Source organism: Lutibacter sp. (assembly GCF_030692605.1).
Lineage (GTDB): Bacteria > Bacteroidota > Bacteroidia > Flavobacteriales > Flavobacteriaceae > Lutibacter.
The window spans coordinates 1-11,799 of the sequence record NZ_JAUYUD010000105.1 but is presented as its reverse complement, the minus strand read 5'-3'; the positions used below and the strand labels follow the sequence as shown (position 1 = coordinate 11,799).

The following is an 11,799-nucleotide window of genomic DNA, read 5'->3' as shown; positions in this document are numbered from 1 at the left end:
TGATTTTAGAGAATCTTGACAACTACTAATTCGCAATTTTCAATACTCAAAATTTGTAGAAATAAATTTAAGGGTTTTTCAATTACCAATACATCTCCTTCTTTAATAATTTGAAGATCTTTATTTATAAGAATCCGTACCTTTCCTTTAAAAACATAAACAAAATACCATTCCCAATTACTTTCAAGTTGAAAATCTAATTTTTGTTTTTTATTTATTATTACAGAAGATAATTCTCCAGTTGTATTTTTAGTTGTCATTAAATTAAAGTCGGTGCAAGTACCAATTGAAGTTGTTTTCCAATCTCCCTCAAAAGTATCAACATCAAATTTATTAAGTTGTTTTGAATATTTATTTTCATGATTAATCACGATTTCTCCTTCCAAAACCATCAATTTTCTTGAAATTTTTGGCAACAACGTAAATTCTGATATTTCGGTTTCAACAGTGGCGGTACTTAATCTAAAATCGAAATTTTGAGATTTATAATCGGATGTTTGTGGATAAATGAAAAGCTGTTTTGTGGTTCCTCCAGACCATTTATTTATTTTATAATTCTCCGAAGGAATGATTTTAAGTTCCATAATTCTAACCGATTTCTATTTTAAATCAAATGAATTTATTTCAATTTATTCTTAAAAAAAGTGATGGTGCGGTCCCAGGCTAAAGTTGCAGCAGGTTCATCGAACCTCGGTGTTGTGTTATTATGAAAACCGTGATTTACTTCAGGGTAAAAATGAACAATATATTCTTTTTTATGTGCTTTAAGCACTTCTTCAAAAGCGAGCCATCCTTCATTTACTCGGGTATCTAACCCGGCAAACTGAAGCATTAATGGGGCCTTTATTTGAGCGGCTTCCTCACTTGTTGGTTGTCCGCCATAAAATGGTACCGCAGCACCTAGAGTAGGAACTTTTACCGCCATCATGTTTGCAATCCAACCTCCAAAGCAAAAACCTACAACACCTATTTTCCCATTACAATCCTTATGAGATTTAAGGTATTCGTATGCAGCAATAAAGTCTTCCAGCATTTCATTACGATCCCTTTTTCTTTGTAATTCCCTTCCATCGTCATCATTTCCTGGGTAACCACCAAGTGGCGTTAGAGCATCGGGTGAAAGAGTAATAAAACCTTCTAAAGCAGCTCTTCGACCAACATCTTCAATATACGGGTTAAGTCCTCTATTTTCATGAACAACAATAATTCCTGGTAATTTATTTTTAACATCCAAAGGTTTAGCTAAAAGACCTCGAATATTTCCTCCTCCGTTAGGTGAATTATATGTTATGTATGCAGTTTCTAATCTAGGATCGGTTTGTTTAACAATAGCATTCTTATAGTTTGGCATTATAAAACTGAGAAGTGATGGAAGGGTAATTCCGCCAATTGCATAAAGCGATAGTTTCTCAATAAATATTCTTCTATCAATTTTACTATGAGCATAATCGTCGTATAAATCAAAAACTTCTTGTTTAATGTCTTCTTTTTTTAGTTTTTTCATAATAGAAATAATTAAAGGTTGGTCTTTTATCAGGTATTTTTAATTACAATTTTAATGATTTTAATTAGAATATTAACTTATTTTCAAACTATTTAATACCTTTTGAAAACACACACTATTTTCAATACCAGCATATTGACCATAATTAGAAATTATATGGTATCCATTTTTTTTATATAAACTAATGGCTTCAGGTTGTTTAAATCCTGTTTCCAAAATACAAGTTGAATATTTTAACTCAGTCGCCCAACACTCTAATTCATTTAAAATTTTGGATGCAATTCCTTCACCTCTTTTATCGGAAATGGTATACATTCGTTTTATTTCCATAGTATAGGAGTCAAACTCTTTGAGAGCACCACAACCAACTGCTTTTCCATTTTCATAAAGCACAATAACGTTCTTAATTGTATCAATTTTGTTAAACTGAGCATAAAAAGAATGGTCATCTCCATCTCTTATGGCTAAATCTGCATCGAGCTGTTTTACAAGCGCAATAAAATCGTTGTTTTCAGAATTTGTTCTTAGTATTCTTGGCATATTATTGATGGTGGTCTGATTAGAAAATTAATTCATTAAAGATACCTATTATCAGTTTGTGGATTATAAAGTATTCACTTTTTCTGTATCTTTATAAATTAGATTAAAAAATATGATAAAAGATATAAAATTAGCAGTGCTTATTGATGGTGATAATATTCCCTCAAAATACATTAAAGAAATGATGGAGGAAATTACCAAATATGGAACTCCAACAATAAAACGTATTTATGGTGATTGGACGAATCCTTATTTGTCTAAATGGAAAAATATTTTGTTAGAAAATGCCATTACACCAATTCAACAATATGGTTATACCACAGGTAAGAATGCAACAGATTCTGCAATGATTATTGACGCTATGGATATTCTATATTCTGAAAAAGTAGATGGTTTTTGTTTGGTTTCATCAGATAGTGATTTCACTAAATTAGCAACACGACTTAGAGAAGCCGGATTAGTGGTTTATGGTATTGGAGAAAAGAAAACTCCGAACCCATTTATTGTGGCTTGTGATAAATTTATTTATTTAGAAATTTTAGAAACCGAAGACGATAATCATGACGGAATTAGAACACAGAAAAAAGTAAGTTTGGATAAAATTACACCAAAAGTAATTCAGTTACTAAGAAATTCAGTTTCTGATGCCGCTGATGACGACGGCTGGGCTTTTATGGGAGATGTAGGCTCATTAATTTTAAAAAAACAACCCAATTTTGATGCTCGTAATTTTGGATTTGAAAAATTAACACCACTGTTTAAATCGCTAAAACAATTTGAAATTGATCAACGAGATAGTACAAGTGGGCGTTTTAAATTAATTTACGTTCGAAATAAATAAGCTATACGAAGCTGTTTATAAGGTAAAATCTAGTGTCATATTGAGTCTGTTGAAATATATTATTTAATTCATAATCAGCATCAACTTCGACAAGCATAGTTTGACAAATCGAATTTTATTTACCTTTTCACATTCTTAAATTCTGAACTTTCTTTCCATTTAGGATAGGTATTAGAATTGGATAAGTTATAGGTTAAATTAAATAATAATTGGCTGTCTAAAACAACCCCAGATAAATCCCAATCTTCTTCAAATTCATCAGTAGTTTTATGATATTTATCTGAAAGGTATTCTTTTTCTTTAGCGCGCATCCATTCTTTTCCTTTTTCATAATGGTCATGATAACTTCTTGCAAATAAAGCTGGAACTCCTTCTTTTGCAAAACTAAAATGGTCAGACCTAAAAAACATTCCAGTATGTGAATTTGGATCTGGCAACAAATATCGATCTTGTTTTTTAGCTTCTATTTCTAATAAATCGTCCAAATCAGATTGGCCATAACCAGTTACCATAACATCCTTTGTTTTGCCATAAGGAAACATTAAATCGTTGTTAATTACTGCAATAGTTTTTGCCAATGGATAAATCGGATTTTCGGTGTAATAAGAAGAGCCTAAAAGACCAGCTTCTTCTGCAGTTGGTGCAAAAAACAAAATAGATCTCGATTGTTTTTTCTTTAATTTTGTAAAAGCTTCTGCAGTTTCAAGCATCCAAGCAAGTGAAGTTCCATTGTCAATAGCTCCATTGTATATGGAATCTCCATTAACTTTTGGACCAATACCAAAACAATCCCAATGTGCAGAAATAACTATCAATTCGTCTTTTTTGTCTGTTCCTTCTAAATATCCAAATACATTATTAGAAGTTTTTGAAACAAATGATTGTTTAATAAAAGTGGTAGCAGTTGCTCCCAATGAGGTCGATTTATGATCTAGAGTTGCTGCTTTTTCAATTATTTTAGAATCAAATCCACAAAAAGAAACAAGTTTTTTTGCTGCTTCAGTAGTAATCCAACCTTCAATTTCACAGCGTTCTTTATATCCATTTTCACTTTGTAAATACAATTTTGAGAAAGTAGCCCCATTACGTACGACACTAAAATTATACCCAGCTCCTTTATCGTCATGAATTATTATACAATCTTTTGCTCCTTGTCTTGCCGCTTCTTCGTATTTGTACGTCCATCTACCATAATAAGTCATGGTATTTCCTTTAAAAAAGTCTTTATTTCCAGTTATAATTCCAGGATCATTTACCAAAACAACAACTGTTTTACCTTTTACGTCAATATCTTTATAGTCATTCCAATTATACTCAGGAGCCACAATACCATAACCAGCAAAAACTAATTCGGAACCATCAATCCCAACAATTTCTTTTTGAACTCTTGAAAAAATAACAAAGTCATTATTTAATGCTAAGGTTAAATTCGTGTTTCCTTTTTTTATAATTAATTTATCGCTCGGTTCACCTGTTACCTGAATTAAAGGAACTTCTTGAAAAAAACTATTTAGACCAAGTTTTGTAAATTCATCTTTTAAATAATTAATGGTTTTTGTTTCACCCTCAGTAAAAGGATTTCTACCCATAAAATCGTCTGAAGCTAAAATTTTAACATGTTTTTCAATGTCTTTTTCAGAAAAGCTTTCAAGCGCCTCAGTTTCATTCAATGAATTTTTACCACAAGAGAATAAGATCAAACCGATTAATAGAACACTAATTTTTTTCATTTTTTACAGTTATTTCGTTATAAAAATACAAATTAAGAAATACAAATTGGCATCTGATTTCTCAATCAAATATACTTAAATATAGTTGCTTAATTAAAATGAAAAGTGGAAAATGTTTATTGCTAATTTAAATTATTTGATGTAATTAATTTAGTACCTACGTCTATTTGAAAATGGTTTTCTGTGCTTTTGTTCCCCTGTAGTTTCTTTTTCTTTAGGTTTATGATGGGTAAGATGTGGTTTTTTCTTTTTCTTTTGATTTTTTGAAAGTTTTTCGGTGGCAGGAATTATTTCTGTTTCATCCACTAAAAAAGGATGATTTTCAACTACTGGAATATCTTGTCTAATTAATTTCTGAATATCTTTTAAATACGCTCTTTCTTCTAAATCACAAAATGAAAGAGCTATTCCACTAGCTTTTGCACGCCCAGTTCTTCCAATACGATGCACGTATGTTTCAGAAATATTTGGCAAATCAAAGTTAATTACCAACGATAATTCGTCAATATCTATACCTCTTGCAGCAATATCTGTAGCAATTAAAATATTGGAAACGCCATCTTTAAAATTACCCAATGCACGCTGTCTGGCTCCTTGTGATTTATTTCCATGTATGGCTGCAGATTTAATATGAGATTTATCTAAAAATTTTACAATTTTATCGGCACCATGTTTGGTTCGTGAAAAAACTAATACCGATGAAGTTGGATTTTCATTAATTATATGAACCAATAATTTTGGTTTGTTATTCTTGCTCACAAAATAAATGGCTTGTTCAATTTTATCGGCAGTTGGTTGTTCTGGTTTTACCGTAACTTGTTCGTAGTTACCAAGTATTTTACCCGACAATTCAATGATAGATGATGGCATAGTAGCAGAAAAGAATAACGATTGCCTTTTTGAAGGTAATTTTGCAATTATTTTTTTTATATCGTGTATAAAACCCATATCCAACATTTGGTCGGCTTCATCTAACACAAAAAATTCGATGTCTTTTAAAGTGATAAATCCTTGAGCGATTAAATCTAGCAATCTGCCTGGTGTAGCTACTAAAATATCGGTACCTCTTCGCAAAGAATCTGTTTGTCCACCTTGTTTTACACCTCCAAAAATCACCACATTTTTTAAATCGGTGTATTTTGCATATTGCGTAATGTTATCGGCAATTTGTATCGCTAACTCTCTTGTTGGTGTTACAATAAGTGTTTTAATTTTTCGATATCCTCTGGGTCCTGAATTATTTAAATATAAGTGTTGTAAAATAGGAATTGTAAAAGCTGCAGTTTTACCTGTACCAGTTTGTGCACAACCAAGCAAATCGTTTCCTTTTAATAAAATGGGTATCGATTGGGCTTGAATTGGTGTTGGATGTGTATAACCTTCGTCTTTAAGCGCTTTAAGGATTGGCTCTATAATACCTAATTGTGTAAATGTCATGTGTTTAAAATAAGGGGGCAAAGGTAGGTTAAATGTTTTGATTTGACTTTTTGCCTAAAAAGAAGGAAATTGGTCTTTTAAATTGAATAGAACTACTTGTATTGAATTGCTTACTTTTGCGCTTGAAAAAAAATGAAGATGACTTACAAATTAGTTTGTTCCGATATTGATGGTACACTTTTAAATAAGAATAGAGAATTATCTGAATTCACAATTGCCGAAGTACAGCGTATTTCTCCTATCCCTTTTGTACTTATTTCTTCTCGTATGCCTGCTGCAATGGTGCACTTACAGCAGCAATTTAAAAACACTACAACTCCGTTAATTGCTTATAATGGTGGCTTGGTAATAGTTGATGGAACTGTTTTACAATCTACCATTATTTCAAATATGGTACTTTCTGCCATAATTGATGTGTGCAAAAAAACATCCATCCATTTAAGTTTATATCATTTTAATGAATGGTATGTTCCTTCTATGGATTATTGGGCAAAAAGAGAGGTAAACAATACCAAAGTTAAACCCATCGTAAAATCGAACACCGAGGTTTTATATCAATGGGAAAAAGAAGGAAAAGGAGCACATAAAATTATGTGCATGGGAGATAAAATGGAGATAGATGTTTTATATAAATTCTTAAAAGAAAAGTATTCTAGCGAAATTATTTTATACCGTTCTAAATCAACATATATTGAAATTTCTCACAAATCCATCTCAAAAAAAACAGCGATTGAATGGTTATTAGAAAATTATTATCCAGCAATTTCTATAAAAAGTGTAATAGCTTTTGGCGATAATTACAACGATATTGAAATGTTAAAAGCGGTTGGGCTTGGCGTTGCTGTTGCAAATGCAAACAAAGAAGTACTTAAAATTGCTGATAGAATAACAGAATCTAATAAAAAAGATGGAGTGTCTAAAATACTGAGAGAGCTGTTTTAAGTTACCTTCTTATTAAACTAAAATGACCAGTATAAACTTTTGCATTGCCATCAGAATCTTCTAACTGAACCGTATACCAATAATCATCTGAAGGTAATTCGACCCCATTAAAAACACCATTCCACCCTTTAGATGTTAAGTCTTGTGTTGCAATTAATTTTCCAAATCTATTAAAAATATAAAGTGGGCTAATAGCATTATACGAAGAAGAAAGCCCTTTTATTTGCCAAAAATCGTTGAAACCATCGTTATTTGGAGTAAAAAATTTTGGGAAACCCAAAACAGAAAATTTTAAACTTGTTGCCCCACATTTATTTTTATCATTTACATAAATAATGTGTTCACCAGGAAAAACATTATTAAAAACAGGTTCATCTTGATAATTTAAAGGATTATCGATACTAAATTCATAATCACCTATTCCTAAAGTATTTCCATTTAAAATAGTAACAATATTGTTTTCAGAATCAGTATTAATAGAAACTAAATTACTAGTTAGAAGTGCTATTTCAGATTCAGATACTGTAATTTGTTTTGGAACCGATTTACAATTTAAACTATTGGTTGCAATCACGGTAAAAGTTCCGCCATTTGTAACGGTTAAAAATGGCTGAGTGCCAATTAAAGTGTTTGTTTGATTAAACCATTGATAAGTGTAATTTTCTAAAGCATTAAATGTCGTTAAAAGAACTTCTCCAATATTTTTGCATAAAAAGGCCGATGAATTAACTTTAAAAATAGGGCTAGGGTTTATAATTATTTGAACAGGAAGTCTTACTATGCTTTCGCAACCTGCAACAGTTTGAGAAGCATAATATGTTGTTCCAGTTTTTAATTTTTCGGATGAATTTAAAGCAGTTCCTCCATTTGCTGAAGCATACCAAATAATATTGCTCCCATTAATTGTAATTTGCTGAATACTGGCATTTTCACCTTCACAAAACACCTGAATAGGATTAACAGTTGTTGGGGCATTCGTTTTTTGTACCGTGGCAATAACTGCGGTTCTGGTGGTTGAAACACAACCATTAATTACAGCTTCAACATAATACGTTGTAGTAATACTCAGAGTTGGTGTTGTAAAACTTAGACCACTTCCTAAAGGCGTACCACCTATTGCGTTTGCATACCAAAAAATGGTTCCATTAGATGCTTGGGCAGTTAGTATGGCACTTCCAGATTCGCAAATGGTTTTATTACTAACCGATGTAATAGTTGGAGGTATGGTAACCATAGCTGTTATTGGTGTTCTGGACCCCGATAAACAGCCATTTACAGATGCTAAAGCATAATACGTAGTTGTTGAATTTATGATAGGTGTTGTAAAGGTGTTACCCGAAAATAGTGGAGCACCACCTGTTAAATTACTAAACCAAACAATAGTTCCTATAGATGGAGTTGCTGTAAGAGTAACTCTCCCTGAAGCACATACTGTATTTTCGGTATATGAATTAATTTTTGGATTGGTGATTTTTGAACTACCTGAAATATTTATAACAGGATCGCCAATTGTTCCCCCATATTCAACAATGTACCCTTTTGGCTGATAATCACCTGAGGTGCTACCATTATTGGTTAAGTCGTTCCAAGAACCTCTTATCCCTACGCCAGGTGCTGTAACATGGGCATAATCTTCATCTCCTAAATTATTGGGTTCATTTGAATTCCAAAAAGCAAAATTTGGAGTAGATCCGCCAATTCCACCATTCCAGAAAATAGTACCAGTTTCGGGTCCTGTAACCCATTTCCAAACACCTTCTGTTTCGGCATCGCTACCACCAATCCATCCTGCACCCGCCGCTTGTTCACCAGATAATTGAGCTTCTTGCGCCGTGGTAATAGTAGCTAAATATCCTTTTAACCCAAAATAAGTACGATTTTCTGCAGCAATTTTAGCAGCGTTCCAAGTGATTCCAATATTTTGTACATATTCGTAATAATGGTCTGTTAATGGTAAATAACTAATTGCTGAACCAATGGTTATAGAAAATAAACGAACTCCAGATGGATTTAAACCATTGCTTTTATAAACTACATCGTTTACCGCAGCTATTAAATCGGAATAATTTGTTGCTGGGGTTCCAGACCATTTTAAAATTAATTTTCCTTGTGATACTGAAAAAGGAACTAGTGTTATATTTGGATGTGAAGTAGGATTTTTAAAAATCAACACATCTTCACCTTGCACATATCCCGTAGAAATTTGTATTGAAATCTCAAAAATTGCCGTATTACTTGGATCAAGAATATTAAAAGATTGCACAACTTTTAATTCTGTTGTTGGGCAATAAGTTTGATCACCATTAACAGTAATATTAAGTTGAGACCAACTTTTAGGTCCTAAAAAAAAGAAAGTTAGAAGCGTTAATAACAGTATGTATTTTTTAAAAAGCATTAAAAATTATAACTAATTATAGTGGTAAAAATAAGCAATAGTTTTAAAAAGGTGTTTAATTTTCTATATCATTTCATTAAAATGTTTGAACCTTAAACGGGTTAAAATTTGTAATAACATTTAAAAAAATGTCAAAAAGGTATACTAAGTTATTTCATAAATATTTAAGTGTAAAATATTCATTTTTTAGTACTTTTATTGCTTAATCAATTTTTATGAAAATAGTCTTAAAACCATACGAGTTAAAATTACAACACACGTTTACCATTTCAAGAGAATCTTATAATGTACAACCTACTTTAATTGTTGAGTTGCACGATAATGGTTTTATAGGTTATGGCGAAGCAACATCCAATCCATATTATGAAATAACTGTTCAAAAAATGATTGATGACATCATTAAAGTCCAATCGGTAATTGAAGATTCTAACCATTGTTCTCCTGAAGACTTTTGGCAAAAATTACATCCTTATTTTAAAAAGAACATGTTTGCCCTATGCGCTTTGGACATAGCTTATAATGATTTATTTACACGTAAAAAGGGATTGAAATTATATGAATTTTGGAGATTACAAACATCCAATAATCCACTTACTGATTATACTATTGGGATTGATTCAATTGACAAAATGATTGAAAAACTAAATGAGAAACCTTGGCCTATTTATAAAGTTAAATTAGGAACTAATGATGACATTAAAATAATAAAAGAACTACGTAAACATACTAATGCTATTTTTAGGGTAGATGCCAATTGCGGTTGGAGTGTTAACGAAACGATTAACAATGCGGTTGAGTTGAAAAAATTGGGGGTTGAATTTATAGAGCAGCCATTAAATGCAGATGACTGGGATGGGCAACGTTTTGTTTTTTTAAACTCTGTATTACCAATTATTGCAGATGAATCTTGCCAAATTGAAGAAGATGTAGCAAAATGTCACCATCATTTTCATGGGGTTAACGTAAAATTAGTAAAATGTGGTGGCTTAACATCTGGTAAAAGAATGTTATTGCATGCGAAAGAACTTGGAATGAAAACTATGGTTGGCTGCATGACAGAATCGTCTGTTGGAATTTCAGCAATTGCTCACTTATTACCAATATTAGATTATGTAGATATGGATGGTGCACTGTTATTAGCTAAAGACATAGCAACTGGGGTAACTATTGAAAACGGTATAGTAAGTTATAGTAAACTAAATGGTACTGGGGTTTCCTTAATTTAATGGCTAATGAATGTTGAAAATTTTCCTGATAGAATAATTAAGGTAAATGATATTGAATATTTATATTTTGGAGGAACTTCTTATTTAGGATTGGCTAGCGAGAGGAAATTTCAAAAATTAATAAGTAATAATATTAAAAAATGGGGAACTTTTTGCGGAAGTTCTCGCAGATCTAATGTAAAATTATCGGTTTATAAAAAAGCAGAGAAAGAATTCTCTCTTTTTATAGGTTCTGAAGCTGCCATAACAGTATCATCTGGTATGTTGGCTGGAAGATTAACTGTAGATTATTTATCTAAAAACATAAAAAATTTATATCATTATCCAAAATCACATCCAGCTATTATTTGTACAAATAGTAAACCCTTATTTATTCATGGAAAATTAGACGATGCCTTACTAAATAATATAGTTGAAGAAGTTGTTATAACAGCTGACGCAATTTTATCTACGGAAGTAACCACAACATCTTTCGATTTTTTAGAGCTTATTTCACCAACCAAAAAAATAACATTGGTTATAGATGAATCTCATAGTTTGGGTATTATTGGAAAACAGGGTTGTGGAATTTTTAGTTCCATACAAGGTGAAAAAAAATTTTATAGAAAAATTTTAGTTTCATCTTTAGGAAAAGGCCTAGGATTATCTGGCGGAATAATTGCAAGTGACAAAAAATTTATTAAAGAAATAAAAAAAACATCCTTCTTTATTACGGCATCTGGAGCAAATCCAGCTTATATCGAAACTTTTTCACAAGCATATAAATTATATGAACACAAAAGGGAAAAATTAAAACAAAATTTAGAGTTCATACATAAAAATTTAATACAAAAAAAAGGGCTTTTATTCAACATAAATTATCCTGTTATATATTGTAAAAATGATAGGTTATTTAATGTTTTACTAGAAAAAAATATTGTGATAACAAGTTTTAAATACCCAACTTCAAAAAACAAAATTAATAGAATAGTTATTACGGCTAATCACACCAAAAAGGATTTAAACAAATTAATTAGAATATTAAATCAAAATTTATCATTACCTTTTAATTAATAATGCGAATTAAGGGTTAACAATTGGCTTTAAAAAACAAGCAGCAAGTTTTCCAAATATATGTACAATTAAACCTTTAAACGACCTGACTTTACTTGCATTTTGGATTTGAGTTTTTTCATTTATCCAAT

At 31.1% G+C, this 11,799-nt stretch carries 10 protein-coding genes; 4 read left to right on the top strand and 6 right to left on the bottom strand.

Features of this window, described 5'->3' with window-relative positions; all coding sequences use genetic code 11:
• Positions 1-5 precede the first annotated feature (5 nt).
• The 3 genes from Q8S45_RS10645 to Q8S45_RS10635 form a co-directional block, all read right to left on the bottom strand.
• Positions 6-584, bottom strand: coding sequence for a HutD family protein (locus Q8S45_RS10645; RefSeq protein WP_305604524.1), 579 nt, complete (start codon positions 582-584; stop codon positions 6-8).
• Positions 585-619: 35 nt separating this feature from the next.
• Positions 620-1,504, bottom strand: coding sequence for a dienelactone hydrolase family protein (locus Q8S45_RS10640; RefSeq protein ID WP_305604522.1), 885 nt, complete (start codon positions 1,502-1,504; stop codon positions 620-622).
• 72 nt (positions 1,505-1,576) lie between these two features.
• Positions 1,577-2,044, bottom strand: a complete 468-nt coding sequence (locus tag Q8S45_RS10635; protein ID WP_305604520.1) for a GNAT family N-acetyltransferase — start codon at positions 2,042-2,044, stop codon at positions 1,577-1,579.
• Between the two features lie 112 nt (positions 2,045-2,156).
• Here Q8S45_RS10635 and Q8S45_RS10630 point away from each other — a divergent pair, with 112 nt between their 5' ends.
• Positions 2,157-2,885 carry an NYN domain-containing protein gene (locus Q8S45_RS10630; RefSeq protein WP_305604518.1) on the top strand — a complete coding sequence of 243 codons (729 nt, stop codon included), beginning with the start codon at positions 2,157-2,159 and terminating at the stop codon, positions 2,883-2,885.
• Between the two features lie 119 nt (positions 2,886-3,004).
• Here Q8S45_RS10630 and Q8S45_RS10625 read toward each other — a convergent pair whose 3' ends face one another.
• Positions 3,005-4,615 (bottom strand): M28 family peptidase, encoded by a 1,611-nt coding sequence (locus Q8S45_RS10625; protein WP_305604516.1) that lies wholly within the window; start codon positions 4,613-4,615, stop codon positions 3,005-3,007.
• Positions 4,616-4,765: 150 nt separating this feature from the next.
• A complete protein-coding gene (locus tag Q8S45_RS10620; RefSeq protein ID WP_305604514.1) occupies positions 4,766-6,052 on the bottom strand; it encodes a DEAD/DEAH box helicase in 1,287 nt (428 codons plus the stop codon).
• Between the two features lie 138 nt (positions 6,053-6,190).
• Between Q8S45_RS10620 and Q8S45_RS10615 the strand changes: the two genes are divergently transcribed.
• The gene (locus tag Q8S45_RS10615; protein WP_305604512.1) at positions 6,191-6,994 is read left to right on the top strand and encodes an HAD family hydrolase; all 804 of its coding nucleotides are present in this window, start codon (positions 6,191-6,193) and stop codon (positions 6,992-6,994) included.
• A 1-nt stretch (position 6,995) separates the two neighbouring features.
• Here the strand turns inward: Q8S45_RS10615 and Q8S45_RS10610 are convergent, their stop codons facing one another.
• The gene (locus Q8S45_RS10610; protein WP_305604510.1) at positions 6,996-9,389 is read right to left on the bottom strand and encodes a T9SS type B sorting domain-containing protein; all 2,394 of its coding nucleotides are present in this window, start codon (positions 9,387-9,389) and stop codon (positions 6,996-6,998) included.
• A 215-nt stretch (positions 9,390-9,604) separates the two neighbouring features.
• Here Q8S45_RS10610 and Q8S45_RS10605 point away from each other — a divergent pair, with 215 nt between their 5' ends.
• Together Q8S45_RS10605 and Q8S45_RS10600 are read left to right on the top strand one after the other, a co-directional pair.
• A complete protein-coding gene (locus tag Q8S45_RS10605; RefSeq protein WP_305604508.1) occupies positions 9,605-10,615 on the top strand; it encodes a dipeptide epimerase in 1,011 nt (336 codons plus the stop codon).
• Between the two features lie 6 nt (positions 10,616-10,621).
• Positions 10,622-11,668 (top strand): aminotransferase class I/II-fold pyridoxal phosphate-dependent enzyme, encoded by a 1,047-nt coding sequence (locus Q8S45_RS10600; protein WP_305604506.1) that lies wholly within the window; start codon positions 10,622-10,624, stop codon positions 11,666-11,668.
• Positions 11,669-11,799: the final 131 nt, after the last annotated feature.

Coding starts and splice junctions, on each gene's coding strand:
- Q8S45_RS10630 (WP_305604518.1), top strand. CDS start 2,157: ATGATAAAAGATATAAAATTAGCAGTGCTTATTGATGGTGATAATATT.
- Q8S45_RS10605 (WP_305604508.1), top strand. CDS start 9,605: ATGAAAATAGTCTTAAAACCATACGAGTTAAAATTACAACACACGTTT.
- Q8S45_RS10635 (WP_305604520.1), bottom strand. CDS start 2,044: ATGCCAAGAATACTAAGAACAAATTCTGAAAACAACGATTTTATTGCG.
- Q8S45_RS10600 (WP_305604506.1), top strand. CDS start 10,622: ATGAATGTTGAAAATTTTCCTGATAGAATAATTAAGGTAAATGATATT.
- Q8S45_RS10625 (WP_305604516.1), bottom strand. CDS start 4,615: ATGAAAAAAATTAGTGTTCTATTAATCGGTTTGATCTTATTCTCTTGT.
- Q8S45_RS10620 (WP_305604514.1), bottom strand. CDS start 6,052: ATGACATTTACACAATTAGGTATTATAGAGCCAATCCTTAAAGCGCTT.
- Q8S45_RS10645 (WP_305604524.1), bottom strand. CDS start 584: ATGGAACTTAAAATCATTCCTTCGGAGAATTATAAAATAAATAAATGG.
- Q8S45_RS10615 (WP_305604512.1), top strand. CDS start 6,191: ATGACTTACAAATTAGTTTGTTCCGATATTGATGGTACACTTTTAAAT.
- Q8S45_RS10640 (WP_305604522.1), bottom strand. CDS start 1,504: ATGAAAAAACTAAAAAAAGAAGACATTAAACAAGAAGTTTTTGATTTA.
- Q8S45_RS10610 (WP_305604510.1), bottom strand. CDS start 9,389: ATGCTTTTTAAAAAATACATACTGTTATTAACGCTTCTAACTTTCTTT.